Source organism: Polaromonas sp. P1_F2, assembly GCF_056405735.1.
In genome coordinates, this window is the sequence record NZ_JBFUBN010000009.1 from 138,520 (window position 1) to 153,650 (window position 15,131).

Annotated in this window: 14 protein-coding genes; 5 read left to right on the forward strand and 9 right to left on the reverse strand. The window is 64.4% G+C overall.

Annotated elements, in window-relative coordinates; genetic code table 11:
• Positions 1 to 26: 26 nt before the first annotated feature.
• The 6 genes from AC1D0O_RS18055 to AC1D0O_RS18080 form a co-directional block, all read right to left on the reverse strand.
• Positions 27 to 605: a DUF3455 domain-containing protein gene (locus tag AC1D0O_RS18055; protein WP_477654880.1), complete on the reverse strand. Its 579-nt coding sequence runs from the start codon at positions 603 to 605 to the stop codon at positions 27 to 29.
• A gap of 229 nt (positions 606 to 834) precedes the next feature.
• Positions 835 to 1,425 carry a DUF3455 domain-containing protein gene (locus tag AC1D0O_RS18060; protein ID WP_477654881.1) on the reverse strand — a complete coding sequence of 197 codons (591 nt, stop codon included), beginning with the start codon at positions 1,423 to 1,425 and terminating at the stop codon, positions 835 to 837.
• Between the two features lie 405 nt (positions 1,426 to 1,830).
• Positions 1,831 to 2,382 (reverse strand): DUF3455 domain-containing protein, encoded by a 552-nt coding sequence (locus tag AC1D0O_RS18065; RefSeq protein WP_477654955.1) that lies wholly within the window; start codon positions 2,380 to 2,382, stop codon positions 1,831 to 1,833.
• Positions 2,383 to 2,641: 259 nt separating this feature from the next.
• A complete protein-coding gene (locus AC1D0O_RS18070; RefSeq protein ID WP_477654882.1) occupies positions 2,642 to 3,289 on the reverse strand; it encodes a DUF924 family protein in 648 nt (215 codons plus the stop codon).
• An 18-nt stretch (positions 3,290 to 3,307) separates the two neighbouring features.
• On the reverse strand, positions 3,308 to 4,471 hold the full coding sequence (locus tag AC1D0O_RS18075; RefSeq protein ID WP_477654883.1) for a branched-chain amino acid ABC transporter substrate-binding protein: 1,164 nt from the start codon (positions 4,469 to 4,471) through the stop codon (positions 3,308 to 3,310).
• Positions 4,472 to 4,701: 230 nt separating this feature from the next.
• A complete protein-coding gene (locus AC1D0O_RS18080) occupies positions 4,702 to 5,727 on the reverse strand; it encodes an alpha/beta hydrolase family protein (protein WP_477654884.1) in 1,026 nt (341 codons plus the stop codon).
• A gap of 141 nt (positions 5,728 to 5,868) precedes the next feature.
• Here AC1D0O_RS18080 and AC1D0O_RS18085 point away from each other — a divergent pair, with 141 nt between their 5' ends.
• The 5 genes from AC1D0O_RS18085 to AC1D0O_RS18105 all read left to right on the forward strand — a co-directional run bounded on the left by AC1D0O_RS18085 (position 5,869) and on the right by AC1D0O_RS18105 (position 9,894).
• The gene (locus AC1D0O_RS18085) at positions 5,869 to 6,702 is read left to right on the forward strand and encodes an undecaprenyl-diphosphate phosphatase (protein WP_477654885.1); all 834 of its coding nucleotides are present in this window, start codon (positions 5,869 to 5,871) and stop codon (positions 6,700 to 6,702) included.
• 12 nt (positions 6,703 to 6,714) lie between these two features.
• On the forward strand, positions 6,715 to 7,923 hold the full coding sequence (locus tag AC1D0O_RS18090) for a dienelactone hydrolase family protein (protein WP_477654886.1): 1,209 nt from the start codon (positions 6,715 to 6,717) through the stop codon (positions 7,921 to 7,923).
• A 99-nt stretch (positions 7,924 to 8,022) separates the two neighbouring features.
• Complete coding sequence (locus AC1D0O_RS18095; RefSeq protein WP_477654887.1) at positions 8,023 to 8,418, forward strand: DUF3597 domain-containing protein; 396 nt, start codon at positions 8,023 to 8,025, stop codon at positions 8,416 to 8,418.
• A gap of 203 nt (positions 8,419 to 8,621) precedes the next feature.
• The gene (locus AC1D0O_RS18100) at positions 8,622 to 9,149 is read left to right on the forward strand and encodes a 2,4'-dihydroxyacetophenone dioxygenase family protein (protein WP_477654888.1); all 528 of its coding nucleotides are present in this window, start codon (positions 8,622 to 8,624) and stop codon (positions 9,147 to 9,149) included.
• A gap of 25 nt (positions 9,150 to 9,174) precedes the next feature.
• Entirely contained in the window at positions 9,175 to 9,894 is a 720-nt protein-coding gene (locus AC1D0O_RS18105) for an SDR family NAD(P)-dependent oxidoreductase (RefSeq protein WP_477654889.1), read from the forward strand.
• A gap of 637 nt (positions 9,895 to 10,531) precedes the next feature.
• Here the strand turns inward: AC1D0O_RS18105 and AC1D0O_RS18110 are convergent.
• Genes AC1D0O_RS18110 through mutS form a run of 3 tightly spaced genes read right to left on the reverse strand, consistent with a single transcriptional unit; the run spans position 10,532 to position 14,847 of the window.
• Complete coding sequence (locus tag AC1D0O_RS18110; protein WP_477654890.1) at positions 10,532 to 11,374, reverse strand: alpha/beta hydrolase; 843 nt, start codon at positions 11,372 to 11,374, stop codon at positions 10,532 to 10,534.
• Between the two features lie 3 nt (positions 11,375 to 11,377).
• Positions 11,378 to 12,205 carry a proteasome-type protease gene (locus AC1D0O_RS18115; RefSeq protein ID WP_477654891.1) on the reverse strand — a complete coding sequence of 276 codons (828 nt, stop codon included), beginning with the start codon at positions 12,203 to 12,205 and terminating at the stop codon, positions 11,378 to 11,380.
• A gap of 59 nt (positions 12,206 to 12,264) precedes the next feature.
• Positions 12,265 to 14,847, reverse strand: coding sequence for a DNA mismatch repair protein MutS (gene mutS / locus AC1D0O_RS18120; protein WP_477654892.1), 2,583 nt, complete (start codon positions 14,845 to 14,847; stop codon positions 12,265 to 12,267).
• Between the last annotated feature and the right edge of the window lie 284 nt (positions 14,848 to 15,131).

The following is a 15,131-nucleotide window of genomic DNA, read 5'->3' on the forward strand; positions in this document are numbered from 1 at the left end:
GGCTTTTTTATGGGCGCCGGAAAAACTCAGGCGGCCGGCCGCCAGAAGACGTAGTCGGCCTCATAGGGTACGGAGACGCGCATGCCCAGGGTGGCGGCGGTGCAGGGCGGGTTGGCCACTATGCCGGCCACGGTGCGGCGGGCCTGGATGTAGCTGATGCTGGCGAGCACACCTGGGGTGTCGGAGGGCCCCGCCATGGCGCGCAGCAAGGGCAGGCTTCGGCCGTCGCCGGGCATCTCGACAAGTTCCCGTGCGCTGACTTTGGAGCCGTCGCTGTGCACCCAGCGCGCACGCGCGCCGGGGTAGTAGGTCACGGTGTTGCCCGCGCCGTCGGCGAGCCTGATGCCCGGGGGCAGCAGCAGCCAGGCGTATTCATAGGGGGTGCGTTTGACGGCCTGGCATTCATAGAGCAGGTCGCCCCGGCCCTGCGCTTCAAGCACCACCTGGTGGCCCGGGGGAACGCGCAGGGATTCGGGCAGGCTTTGCTGGGATGGCTGAAGGTTGGGGCGCGAGCCGCAGGCGCCTAGCGCAGCCATGGCAACCAGCAGCAGCCCGCGTCGCAGCAGGCTGGGAAAGGCGCGAGAGGCTTGGGTCTGGATGTTCACAAAGGGTTCCAATGGCGGCGAATGGTGGTGTCACACCCCAGTAAATCCCTGGCGCGGAGAGCCGTCTGTAGGTGGCCGGAGGGACAAGGTGCGGGGAAACGTCGGCAGGCTCGGTCAGGGCTCTGCAAAAAAGAAAAAGCCCGCAGGTAGGTGCCTGCGGGCTTTGCGTCCATGGCTGCTGAACAAGCATGGACGGACGCGCTTTTGAGGGCGCGCCGGTACTACCGCCTCAGGCGGGTTTCCAGAAAATGTAATCAGCCTGGTAGGAGGTGGTGAGCTTGTCGCCGATGTCGGCCTGGGTGCAGGATTTGCTGAGGTCCTGCCCGCCCTTGGTCTTGATGCGCTGGATGTAGCTGACGTTCTGCAGCACGCCGGGGGCGGCGCCGGGGGCGCCGGTGGACAGCTGCTGCGGCAGGTTGGTGGCGCCCACGCGGGGGGCCAGGGCGACCTGGGTGCCGACGACGCTGGAGCCGTCGACGTGGGTCCAGGTGGCGGGCGGGCCGGAATATTTCGCGACGGTCTTGCCGGTGCGGTCGAGCAAGTCGGCTTCGGGCCGAACCAGCACCCAGCCTATGGTGCCGGCGGTGGTGGCATTGGCGCGGCACTCGTAGTACAGCAGGCCGCTGGCGGTGGTTTCAAGCGCGACGACATGGCCGGGCGGCACGACGATCTGTGCGTCCAGCTGGTCCTGGCTGTATTCCTTGGGCAGCGGCGCGACGCCGGAACACGCGATCATGAGCGCGGCGGTGCCGGTAATCATGGCTGCGGTGACGGCAGCACTTTTGCTGTAAGCCCACAGGACGTTGTGCGTGCTTTTCATGAGACCCCCGGTTCTGGCCCTTTCGGACCTTGTTTTGGCTTCTGCCTGTTGTTGCATGCCAGTAAAACGCGGGGAATGAAAAAGCGCTGTAGGACGCCGCGCAGGCTTGCTGCAAGTGCTTCTCTACGCGGTGGATCAGATCAACCGCCGCTGGCCCCCACCCCTGCACTCCCCCAGCGGGGGAGGGAGCAAAAGCGGTTCGAAGATGAGCGCCGGATTTACTCCTTCCCCCGCTGGGGGAAGGTTGGGATGGGGGCCAGCGGCCTCAAAACAATTCGCCGGAGCCAGGCGCAAAAAAGCCCGCAGGGCAAGCCTGCGGGCCTGAAAACCGGTCCCGCCTGACGTTCGGGCCGGTGGCTCACCTTCGGAGGGGAAAGCGGCGATTCAAGGATGGAGGGCCGCGCCTCACATCGCCTTGTAGAAGATGTAGTCGGCCTGGTACTGGACGAGCTGTTTGGCGCCTGCGTTGCCGGCGGCGCAGGGCATGGCGGGTGCGACACCGCCGCGGGTGTCCACGCGCTGGATGTAGCTGACGCCGCTCATGGCACCGCTGCCCATGGCCGGGTTGGCCTTGACGAGCTGGGTGGGGATGTTGCCGCTGCCGTTGGGGGTGACGGCGACTTGTGCGCCCGTCAGTCTGGAGCCGTCCATGGCTTCCCAGGTGGCGGGCGGGCCGTAGTACTTGCCGACCTGCTTGCCACCGCGGTCCATGAGTTTGGCGTCGGGGCCGGCGAAGACCCATTCAAACTGGCCGGCCATGTCTTTTTTGGGGCTGCACTGATAGGTGATTTCGCCGACGCCCACGGTTTCCATGGCGACCTTGTTCCCGGCGGGCACCTGGACGGCGGCGGGCAGGCCGGCCTGCGAATACATCGGTAGCATGGGCGACATGCTGCCGCAGGCTGTGAGCAGGGTGGCGGCAAGCACGGAAGCGGAAATTGTGAAGGGACGCAGCATCATTTTTGAACTCCTCGAAGGTTGTGGACCGGCCCAGGCGGGCCGGCGCTGTGAGACGACCGGCCTTTGTTGTGAGCGGTATGGCGGCGCGTCCTGTTGGTGATACGCGGCCCGAACGAGGATGGATTCAAAAAAAGCGGCGTAAGCACCGTAAGGTATTTCGCCAGTGGGGGCCGCGGGTCCGGCTTTGCCGGCCCAAGGCGCCGCCCCCTGAGGAGGAGCAGGCTACACGAAGTGAGCCTGAAAGGGGGTGAGCGTGCTACTGCCCGAAGCGCGGGCCCTTGAGCAGGAAGTCCTGCTCCTCGGGCGTATCGGCCCGGCCCAGGGCCGCGTTGCGGTAGGGGAAGCGGCCGAGGCGCGCGATGATGTCCCGGTGCTGCCGCGCGAAGTCCAAGTTGCCTTGCAGGCGCTGTTTGAGCGAGTCGCGCGCGTCGGCCTGCAGGCGGGTAAAACGCGCCACGCATTCGTCCTGCAAGGCCAGGCTTTCGGCATGCATCAGCGGCATGTAGAGAAAGACCCGCCCGACGCAGGGCAAGGCCAGGTCTTCACCGGCCGCGATGGTTCGCAGCACCAGCTGCTGGGCGCGCGCATCGCCGGCAAAGGCCTGGGGCTTGCCGCGAAAGACGTTGCGGGTGAACTGGTCCAGCAGGATCACCAGGGCCAGGCGGGTGAGGGGCTTTTGCTCCCAGTCCCGCAGGCCGCCGGCGACGGCTTCCTGCACCGCGGCGCCGAAGCGCGCGCGGATGTCGGCGTCGAGCTCGGCGCCGCCGCCGAACCAGCGCTTGCCGAGGTCCTGCGTGGGCCAGTCCTTGTCGAGGCCGTCACCGAGCCAGAACTCAAGGACCTGGGCGGGCGTGGCTGCAGTGGGTGCGGCGGCGGACGATGGGGTGGAGGTGGACTCGGTCATGGCGACCGCCAGCTTAGCCTACCAGCGGTCGGAGCGCAGCTGCAGGTCCCAGACACCCTTGCGGATGGCGTAGACACCGACCACGCCGTAGCGCTGCTCACCCACGTTGTCCCACTTCATGGAGCCGGTGATGGGCGCGTAGCCGTCGAAGGTGCGCAGGGTCTGGGTGATTTTTTCGGGTTTGACGGAATTGGCGCGCTTCATGGCGCCGGCCAGGATGTACATGGCGTCGTAGGTGTAATGGCCGCCGTAGGCCGGTTCCATCTTGAAGGTTTCCTGGTACTTGGTCAGGAAGGCCTTGCCGTTGACGAATTCCTTGGCGTCCAGGATGGGCGAGGTGGCGTAGATGCCCTTGACCGTGTCGCTGCCCTTGAGCATGTTGGTGGTCTTGATGGTGTCGCCGCCCAGGATGCTGACCTGCTGCGTGTAGTCGATCTTCTTGAGCGCTTCTATCAGCGCCAGGATCTGGAAGTCGCCCTGCGTCGAGACGATGACCTGGACGTTGCCGGCCTTGATCTTGGCGGCCAGGTCGTCAAAGGCGGTGGTCTTGTCGTCGGATGAGTAGGTGACGACCACTTCCTTGTTGGCCTTCTTGAGCTCGGCGGCCGCGCCGGTGGCCAGGCCCTTGCCATAGGTGGTGCCGTCGTCGACCACGGCGAACTTGGCAGCCTCGAGCTGGTTGGCGGCGAAGGAGCCGATGGCGCGGGCCTGCAGGTTGTCATTCGCGACCAGGCGGAAGGTGGTGTCCAGGCCGAGTTCGGTGAACTTGGGGTTGGTCGAGATGGCGAGCTGGGCGATGTGTTTTTCGGCATAGACCGGCGCGGCCGGGATGCTGACGCCGGAGTTGAGGTTACCGATCACGGCGACCACGCCGGCATCGACCAGTTGTTTGGCCACGTCCACGCCGGCCTTGGGATCGGAGCGGTCGTCCATGGCGACGATTTCAATCTTGACGGTCTTGCCCTTGATCTGGAAACCTTCCTTGTTGATCTCGTCCACCGCCATCTTCACGCCGTTGTGTAAATCCTGGCCCAGCGCGGCGAGGTTGCCGGACAGGGGCTGGGCGACGCCGATCTTGATGGTGTCGGGCGGGTTGTCGCAGCCGGACAGCAAGGCAGCGCCTGCGACAACAGCGGCGGTCAGGGCGGCCAGGGTAGGGCGGCGGGTGGCGGAGTGGGTCATCGTAAAACCTCGGGTTGAGTGGGTGTAACTGAATGTATGTTTCACCGTCCCGAAGCGATAGTGGGTTTGACCTACTTTTGAATGAATGTCTGAGTAGATAAGTTTTACTAATGATTCGAATTGGTTCGTTTCTCTCTGAAAACGCACCGAAATGGTTTATTTTTGGCCAGATTGGCGCGTGCTCGCGCAGGGCGCGCCGGCAGCCGCCCGATTTGCCGATGGCCGTGTTTTCAGGGCAGCAGGTGTTTGCGCAGAAAACCGCTGATCTTGCGGTCCAGCGCCGGAAGCTGGTCGCGGTCAAAACCGGGCGGATCCAGCAGCAGGTCTTTGGCGAGGTCGGACATCGCCTCGGAAGGCGGTGGCGGCGACAGCAGCGCGCCATGGCCGCCGTCGGGCAGGTCCGCCAGGTGTTCGCAGCGCTTGCAGGCCGCGAGCACCGCGCCGCTGTGAAAGCGCGGCACCAGCCAGCGGTCTTGCCCCGCGGTGACCAGCGCGAGCGGCACCGCAGGCGAAGCCAGCGAGGCCATGTCGAAGTCGGCGGCCAGCGGCACGCCGGCGACCACGGCCTGGATGCGGGCGTCGCTATGGCTTTGCCAGCTGGCATCGCTGAATCTCTGGCGGATCACCGTCAGCACCACTTTTTTTTTCAGGCCGTCCAGCAGGCCGCCCGTGAGGCGGGTGCTCAACCCGGCGCAGGTCTGGAAGTCCTCGGCAATGTGGGCCTCGCAATGCCGGGTGAACAGGGCCGGCGACCAGCGGCCGCCGGCCAGCGTCAGCGCCGTGTGGCCGCCGGCCGACATGCCGTACATGCCGACCTTGTCGAGCGACAGCAGTGCTGCGAAGCGCGGTTCGCGCGCGACCGCGTCGATGGCGCGCGAGACCTCGGCGGGCCGCAGCTTCCAGCTGTCGGGTCCGGGGGAGGAGGGATCCATGGCGTTGTCGCCGCGGTGCTGGGGAAAGGCGACGACAAAGCCGTCTTCGACCAGGCGGCGCGCCAAATCGGTATAGGTCAAGGGGGAACCGCCCGAACCGTGCGAGATGACGACCAGGCGCGTGTTGCCGCGCACCGGCTGGCCGTCTTTGTCGACTTTGAGGGAATAGGAGCCGACCTGCATGGGGCGGTCTTCGCCGGCCGAAGGATAAAAAACGCTGATGGCGGCGTCATCCTGCAGGCCTGGCAGTTTGGTAAAACCCATGCCGGCCTGCGCGCCGGCGGCGGCGAGCAGCATCAGGCTGCTGAGGATGTAACGATGCATGGGTGCTTCCTCCTTTATTGTGGGTACCGGTCGGCGTGGCCGGCGGCGTGCTGTGCGCGGCTCGGGGCATTTTCCCCGGTTTCGCGCGGCGCCCCGTTGCCGTGCCCGGCGATAATCGCGGCTATATTTTTTGGAGCCAGCGTGGATATAGCACTGTTGATCAAAGCCGCCATCATGGGCATCGTCGAGGGCCTGACCGAATTCCTCCCTATCTCCTCGACAGGCCACCTCATCCTGGCTGGCGCGCTGCTCGGTTTTGACGACGACAAGGCCAAGGTTTTCGACATCGCGATCCAGACCGGCGCCATCTTCGCGGTCATCCTGGTCTACTGGCAGAAGATACGCGCGACGGTTGTCGCCCTGCCGACCGAGAAACAGGCGCAACAGTTTGTGCTCAATGTGCTGGTGGCTTTTGTACCGGCCGTGGTGCTGGGCCTGCTGTTCGGCAAGGCCATCAAGGCCCATCTGTTCACGCCGGTTGTGGTGGCCAGCACCTTCATCATCGGCGGCTTCATCATCCTCTGGGCCGAAAAGCGCCAGCAGAACAATCCCGCCGCCGCGCGCATCCAGGAAGTGGAAGCCATGACGGTGATGGACGCGCTCAAGGTGGGCCTGGTGCAATGCCTGGCGATGATCCCGGGCACCAGCCGCAGCGGCGCGACCATCATCGGCGGCATGCTGCTGGGGCTGTCACGCAAGGCGGCCACCGATTTTTCTTTCTTCCTGGCCATGCCCACGCTGATAGGCGCGGGCGCCTACAGCCTCTACAAGGAACGCGCGCTGCTGTCGATGGGCGACCTGCCGCTGTTCGGCGTCGGGCTGGTGTTTTCTTTCCTGAGCGCCTGGCTATGCGTGCGCTGGCTGCTGCGCTATATCTCGACCAACAGCTTTGTGCCTTTTGCCTGGTACCGCATCGCCTTCGGCATCGTGGTGCTGGCCACGGCCTGGAGCGGGCTGGTGGTCTGGGCGGCATAAGGCGGTTCACCCATGCGCTCCCGCTGGTTTTCAAAGATTCTTGCGGGCTTGCTGCTGCTGGTGGCTTCGCTGTCGCATGCAGCCGGCCCGGTCAACATTCCCTCGCTGGACGGCAAGCTGCAGATTCCGGCCTACTGGTTTGACGCGGGTGACGGCGAACCCCGGCCCGCCATCATCGGGCTGCACGGCTGCGGCGGCGCACTGGACGGCAAGGGCAACTTCGGCGAGCGCTTTTTTCGTTATGCGGGCTATTTCAACGCGGAACGCATCCACTTCCTGCCGCTGGACAGCTTCACGCCGCGCGGCCAGAAATCGATCTGCGAAACGCCGAACAAGCTGCGCACCATTCATGAAGCGGACCGTCGCGAGGACGTGTTCGCCGCCATCGCCTGGCTGGCAAAACAGCCGTCGGTGGATATGTCGCGCATCGTGGTCATGGGCTGGTCGCATGGCGCGCAGACCGTGCTCAGCACGGTGGACGCGACGGACAAGTACGTGCAGGCGCAGGCGGTGCAGCCGCGCGCCGCCGTGGCTTTTTACCCGGGCTGCCTGGTGAACAACAAGATGTGGAACTATGAAGTCCACAAGCCGCTGCTGATCATGATCGGCGAGCTCGACGACTGGACGCTGGCGCACGAGTGCGTCACGCTGCAGGAACGCCTGCGAAAGAACAAGGCCAATGCGGCGGTGGACCTGGTGGTCTACCCGGGCAGCTACCACGGCTTCGACGGCACAGGCCCGGTGAAGCAGAGGGAAGGCCTGGGCAACACCAAGACCGGCAAGGCCACGGTGGGCGGCAACCCCGCGGCGCGCGAGGCCTCGCATGCGCGCATGTTCGAGTTTCTCTCGGCGCAACTGGGCCAGCCCTTGCTGCTGTCGCATGCCCAGCGCTTCAAGGGCCATCACTATGTGCTGCCGCCGGCCTCGGGTTTCGCGGCAACCGACGACATGGCCGCCGTGCCGCTCAGCGAGGCCGGCAAGGCGCGCTACGCCCACTTTCGCGGTTTGCCCTCACCCAAGGCCTTCGCCTTGACGGAAAAAGGCGGCTGGTATTTCAACGCCGGCGAACCCGAGGCGATGGCCACGGTTTTCCAGCAGTGCGCGAAGGCGAAATCGAAATGCTGGCTTTATGCCGTGGACGACCAGGTCGTGTGGCAACCCGACGTGGCGGCGCGGGCCGGCGAAGCGGGGCTCAAGCGTGTGGGTGCGCCAGGCCACTGAGCGCCGCGCCGCAATGCCCGCGATTGGCGTGGCGTCTGACAAGAACTGTCACATCCCGGTGTTAGGCTGGATATTTCAACTCCACCTCAGAGGCGCACCATGAGCATTCTCGGCAAAATTTTCGGCAAGATATTTCCTTCGCTGCAAACGCCCGACCCTGTGCCACCGGTCGCCGCCGCGCCTGCCGGCACAGCACCCGCAGCACCTGCCCCGGCACCCGCAACACCGCCCATGCAGCAGGTGGACGTCGAAGCCCTGCTCAACGGCATGGCCAGCAAGAACCCGGAAAAACTCAACTGGAAGACTTCCATCGTCGACCTGATGAAGCTCTTGCACCTGGACAGCAGCCTCGGCGAACGCAAGGAGCTGGCGAAGGAACTGGGTTACACAGGCGACATGAACGACAGCGCCACGATGAACATCTGGCTGCACAAGCAGGTCATGAACAAGCTGGCGGCCAACGGGGGCAAGGTGCCGGCCGACCTGATGGACTAGGTCCTCAGGGCAACAACGCTCAGGCGGACCTGAGCTTCTCCACCAGCGCCGCATAACCCAGCATCCTGACAGCGATACCGGCGGCCTCGAAGGCATGCTCGGCTCGCTGCGGCCGGCGGGCACCACCGGCGCGCCGAAGTGGGCATCATGGCGTTGTTTGATCTCGATAACATGGGCGTTTATCCACTGTATGGACAAATGCCATGCCCGTAGACAATTCCGACCAGACGCCCCTGATGCCTTACCAGTACCCGAACCCGCCGGACGCGCGGCCGGAAATCGTGGTGCAGCACGCGATACCGACCGACGAGCGGCTCTGGGTGCCGCAGGCCGAGAACGTCTGGTTCCGCCCGCTGTGCCTCAATGCCAGCCAGGGCTACTGGATGAATCTGCTGCGCGTGCGCAAGTCTGGCGTGCTGAGCCGGCATCGCCATCCGCAGGCGGTGCATGGCTTTGTGCTCAAGGGCCGCTGGCGCTACCTCGAGCACGACTGGGAGGCCACCGAAGGCAGCTATGTCTTCGAGCCGCCCGGCGAAACCCATACGCTTTATGTGCCCGAGGACGTCGAGGAAATGATCACCTACTTCCAGGTCAACGGTGTCATGTATTACACCGACCCCTACGGCAAGGGCATGGGCTACGAGGACGTGTTCACCAAGATCGAGATGTGCAACAAGCATTTCGAAGCCGTCGGGCTGGGTGCCGATTACACAAAGCAGTTCATACGCTGACTGAAATTTTCTGAAGGAACCATGGATGACTTACCAGGCCGGACTCTTTAAAGGCAAACGCGCGCTGGTCGCCGGCGCGACGCAGGGCATAGGCGCCGTGATCGCCAACCACCTCGCTGCGCTGGGCGCTGAAGTGACCGCGCTGGGACTGGGCGGCGGCGACGGAACGCTGGAGGCTGGCGTCGAAGTGCGCCGGGCCGACGTGACCTCGGCGGCCAGCCTGGACGCGGCGCTGGCCGGCATAGACACGCTGGACATCGTATTTAACTGCGCCGGCATCATCCAGCGCGGCGCCGAGCACGACATCGAGGTTTTCGAAAAAGTGCTGGCCGTCAACCTGAGCGGCACCATGCGCGTGTGCACCGCCACGCGCGAACGCCTCAAGGCCAGCCGCGGCTGCATCGTCAACACGGCTTCCATGCTGAGCTTTTTCGGCGGCGGCCTGGTGCCGGGCTATGCGGCCAGCAAGGGCGGCGTGGCCCAGCTCACCAAGTCGCTGGCGATTGCCTACGCGCCCGATGGCATCAGAGTCAACGCCATCGCGCCCGGCTGGATCGCCACGCCGCTCACGCAGGCCCTGCAGGACGACCCGGCGCGCGCCGGCCCCATCCTGGCGCGCACGCCGATGGGCCGTTGGGGTACGCCCAAGGATGTGGCTGAGGCGGCGATGTTTCTTTGCACGCCGGCGGCCGGGTTTATGACTGGGGTGATTTTGCCGGTGGATGGGGGGTATATGGTGGCTTAGTTGCCGGGTCTTGCGCCGGCCTTCCGCGCTCCTGTGTTCTCTGCATAGGCTTGCTGGCCGGGGTCGCCCGGCGGCGACTCACTTTTCTTTGCTTCGCCAAAGAAAAGTAAGCAAAAGAAAGGCGACCCGCAGTCTGGGTCCCCTGCGCTTCGCTACGGGGCAACCTGCGGTGCTCGAGCCAAGCGGGGTCCGGCTAAACTCGCTTCGCTCAGACAACGCCGGCCCTGATCCGCTTGTCTCTGCGCTCCTCGGCCCAGCCAGGACGGGGCAATCGGGAGCGGRGACAAAAGACAAAGAAAACCAAATACAACAAGGACTCGCCAAGGCGAGTCCTTGTGGTTTCCAGTATTTGAATTTGGTATTCATTCCCCACCCCTTGTGGATGCGCTGAGGAGCGGAGGTCCAGACGGATCAGGGATCGCGTTGTTTGAGCGAAGCGCAGCGTAGCGAGTTTAGCGAGACCCCGTCTGGACCGAGCACCGCAGGTTGCCCGCAGCGAAGCGGAGGGACGCAGCAACCAGGGTCGCCTTTTCTTTTGCTTACTTTTCTTTTGGCGAAGCAAAAGAAAAGTGAGTTGCCGCCGGGCAACCCCCGGTCAGCAACCCTCAGCAGAGAGCGCAAGCCGGAGCAAGAAAAACTAATCGAGGAAGTTCCTCAAAGCAGCTTCGACGGCAGCAGCCGTCATCAAAGGCTTCTCCATCGGAAACAGATGACTCCCATCCAGCATCATGATCCGTCCTTTGGTGACCTTCTCAGTCATCGCCATCCCAACCTGCTTCATCTCAGCCGACTGCCGCCCGCCAATAAACGCAACAGGGCATTTGAGGGGATGGCGTTTCAGCAGGCCCTCGAGGTTGTCAGGCAGGGTGTTGTAAATCGCGGTTTCGACGTCGCGGTCGAAGCTGAGCAACTGCTTGCCTTCGTCCTCGCCTGTGCCTTCATAAGTGCCGTGCTCGATGTAGTCGCGTAGCACCTGCTCGTCCCAGGCGGCAAAAGCTTTTTTGCTTCGGAAGTGCTCGAACACTTCGTCCTTGCCCAGCCACTGGTTTTTGCGCTTGCGGCTGATGGCGCCGGGTGAGATGGCACCGACCAGCTGCGCGCGTTTGGCGACGCTCAAGGCTCGGGCGCGCCAGCCGCCCAGGATGGGGGAGTCGACCAGCACCACGCCCTTGACAGGCTGGCCGCCCAGCACGGGGTTGCGCGCGGCGCACATCAAGCTCAGGAAACCGCCTAGCGAATGGCCGACCAGGAAGGCCGGCTGGCCGCACTTTTCAACTTCACGAGCCGTGAAGTCGGCGAGCTGCTGCACAAGGTGCGGCCAGTTGCTGGTGACGGGATAGCGCGGGTCGTGGCCGAACTTGTCGACGGCCTTGACCTGGAAGCCGCGGGCTTTCAGGCTCTGGAAGACCGCGCTGTAGGTAGCGCCCGGAAAACTGTTGCCGTGGGAAAAAATGACCAGCGGTTTTGAAGAGGAGGGCACGGCTTAGATTAATTTTTCATCCGGCGTGCTGATCTTCTTCAGCGGCTCGTGGCGCGTGGCCGGCATCTTCAGCGGGATGTCGGTGTGCGCGTCGTCCCAGACCGGGTCTTCGATGCTGTCGAAGACCTCGCGCAGCTTCTGGCCCCAGCTGCTGTGCATCATGCGGTAATAAGGGTTGTCGTTGTCGATGCAGACGATCTTGTCGCTCTTGTAGGTGTCGGCTTCGTAGACCACCAGGTCCAGCGGCAGGCCGACCGAGAGGTTGGACTTCATGGTCGAGTCCATGGACACCAGCACGCATTTGGCGGCTTCGGCCAGCGGGGTGGCGGGGGTCAGGACACGGTCCAGCACGGGCTTGCCGTATTTGGACTCACCGACCTGGAAGTAAGGCGTCTCGTCGGTGGCTTCAATGAAGTTGCCGGCCGAGTACATCTGGAACAGGCGCATGTTCTCGCCGCGAATCTGCCCGCCGAAGACCAGCGAGACGTTGAAGTCGACATCCGCGTTTTTGAGCGACTCGGCGTCGCGGTCGTAGACGCGGCGTATCGCCGAGCCCAGCACGCGGGCGGCGTCGAACATGCTCTTGGCGTTCCAGATGGTGATGGGCTCGCCGCCGTCGTGGTCCTTGAGCTGCTCGACCTGCAGGATCTCGCGGATGGACTGCGAGATCGACAGGTTGCCGGCCGACAGCAGCACCATGAAGCGGTCGCCGGCCTTTTCGTAGACGATCATCTTGCGGAAGGTGCTGATGTGGTCCAGGCCCGCGTTGGTGCGGGAGTCTGACAAAAACACCAGCCCGGCGTTGAGTTTGGCGGCGACGCAGTAGGTCATGAGGTGGTCTGGGAGTGTGGGGGACGTGGAAGGCGTGGAGGGTGTCGGGTTGCGCTGGGTCACGGGGAGACGGAAATCTTTTTGAGGCGGTACAGGACGTCAAGCGCCTCGCGAGGCGTCAGCGCATCGGGGTCTATGGTACCCAATGCCTTGTCGACGGCGCTTTGCTCGGCGGCGGCCGACTCAGGCGGCGCGGCGAACAGGTCGACCTGGGCGCGCGCTTCGGTCTGGTGGGCTTCGAGAGCCGTGAGCGCATGGCGGGCGTGGTTGACGACGGCGGCGGGCACACCGGCCAGCTTGGCCACGGCAATACCGTAGCTCTTGCTGGCGGGGCCGGGTTCGATGTGGTGCAGGAACACGATGTCGGCGCCGGACTCGACCGCGCTGACGTGCACATTGATGGCGCCGTGGTGTTGGGCCGGGAATTCGGTGAGCTCGAAGTAATGCGTGGCGAACAGGGTGAAGGCCTGCGTCTTGTTGTGCAGGTAGGCGGCAATGCCGCCTGCCAGCGCCAGGCCGTCGAAGGTGGAGGTGCCGCGGCCTATCTCGTCCATCAGCACCAGCGAATGTGGCGTGGCGGCGTGCAGGATTTGCGCGGCTTCGGTCATCTCGAGCATGAAGGTCGATTGCGCGTTGGCCACGTCGTCGGCCGCGCCTATGCGCGTGTGGATCGCGTCTATGGGCCCGAGCCGGCAACTGGCCGCCGGCACATAAGAGCCCACGCTGGCCAGCAGCACGATGAGCGCCACCTGGCGCATATAGGTCGATTTGCCGCCCATGTTGGGGCCGGTGATGACCTGCATGCGGTGCTTGCCGCTCATGGCCGAGTCATTCGCGATAAAGGAGCCGCCACCCGTCTCTGCCAGGCGCGCCTCCACCACCGGGTGCCGGCCCTGCACGATATCTATGCAGGGCTCGCGCACAAACACCGGCGCGGCCCAGTTCAGTGTGAGCGAGCGCTCGGCCAGCGCGCAGAGCGCGTCCAGCGAGGCCAGCGCGCGCGCCAGGCGGCTCAGCGCGGGGATGAAGTCCTGCAGCTGGTCGAGCAATTGTTCATACAGCCACTTCTCGCGCGCCAGGGCGCGTTCCTGCGCCGACAGGGCCTTGTCTTCAAAAGCCTTGAGTTCGGGCGTGATGTAGCGCTCGGCGTTTTTTAATGTCTGGCGGCGGCGGTAGTCGTCGGGCACCTTGTCGAGCTGGCCTTGCGTGACTTCGATGTAGAAGCCGTGCACCTTGTTGAACTGCACGCGCAGGTTGGCGATACCGGTGCGGGCTTTTTCGCGGACTTCGAGGTCCAGCAGGAAGCCGTCGCAATTGGTCTGGATGGCGCGCAGCTCGTCGAGGTCGGCGTCGCAGCCGTGGTTGATGACGCCGCCGTCGCGTATCAGCGCGGCCGGTTCGTCGAGCACATAGCGGCCCAGCAGGGCGGCGCAGCCGGCCGGCGGCTGCAGGTCTTCAAAGATGCGGGTCAGCAGTTCCGGAAAATCGCTGCCCGCGGGCGCTGCCAACTCGGCTTTTTGCAGCGTGTCTTTCAGCGCGACCAGTTCGCGCGGCCGAACCTGGCGCAGCGCGATGCGGGCGGTGATGCGTTCTACATCGCTGCAGCCTTTGAGCTTGGCGCGCAGGGTCTGCTGCGGGCCGCCGCGCAAATGTGTGATGGCGTCCAGGCGCGCCGCCGCCTGCGCGCGGTCGCGGCGCGGCGTGAGCAGCCAGCTTTTGAGCGCGCGGCTGCCCATGCCGGTGGTGCAGGTGTCCAGCAGCGAAAACAGCGTAGGCGAATCTTCGCCACGCAGCGTCTGCGTGAGTTCGAGGTTACGGCGCGTGGTTTGCGGCAACTCGATCAGCTCGCCGGATCGCACCACCTGCAGGCCTTGCACATGCGACAGCGCCCGGCCCTGTGTGTGTTCGGCATAACCGAGCAGCGCCGAGGCGGCGGCATGCGCTTCGTTCAAGGCCTCGGCATTCCACGACGCGAGCGAGGCGACCTTGAGCTGGTCCAGCAGGCGGCGCGCGCCCAGGGCGGTGTCGAACTGCCAGGCCGGGCGCGCGGTGGAGGCGCAGCGCTGGGCTTTGAGGCGCTGCTCGAAGGCCGGCGTCACGTCGATGTTGTAAAGCAGCTCGCTGGGCGCCACGCGGGCCAGCCAGGCTTCGAGCTCGTCGTTGGCGCAGTGTGCCAGGTGGATTTCGCCTTGCGTCACGCTGAGCCAGGCCAGGCCGCAGGTGTTGCGCGCGCCCTGGTGCACGGCCAGCAGGATGGATTCGTTCTTGTCGTTGAGAAGCTCGGTGTCGGTCAGCGTGCCGGGTGTCACCACGCGCACCACTTTGCGCTCGACCGGGCCCTTGCTGGTGGCGACGTCGCCGACCTGCTCGCAGATCGCCACCGATTCACCGAGCTTGATCAGCTTGGCCAGGTAGCCTTCGAGCGCATGGAAGGGGACGCCGGCCATCACGACCGGCTCGCCGGCCGACTGGCCGCGCCGCGTCAGCGTGATGTCGAGCAGGCGCGCGGCTTTCTCGGCATCGGCGAAAAAGACTTCATAAAAGTCGCCCATGCGGTAGAACACCAGCGTGTCCGGGTACTCGGCCTTGATGCCGAGGTACTGCTGCATCATGGGCGTGTGGTTTTTTGAGCTATCTTGCATTGTCCGGGGTACTCAAAAATCATTTAAAAATCAATAGCTTACGCATTATTTTTCGGTCTTCGTGCCCCGATAGTGCTCAATCATAGAGGGTGCGGCTCTGGAACTTCCTGACCTCACTGAGAGAAGAAAAAAGTTATTAGAAATCAACAGCTTACGCTACGACGACGATTCTTATGGCTTCCGATCAGGGGTCATAAACGGTCATCGCGCCAAAAAAATTCCGCCAAAACGCCGCCAAATTTAGCTCGCGTCCTAGCCTAATAGTGGTTTTGGCGGAACCGGCG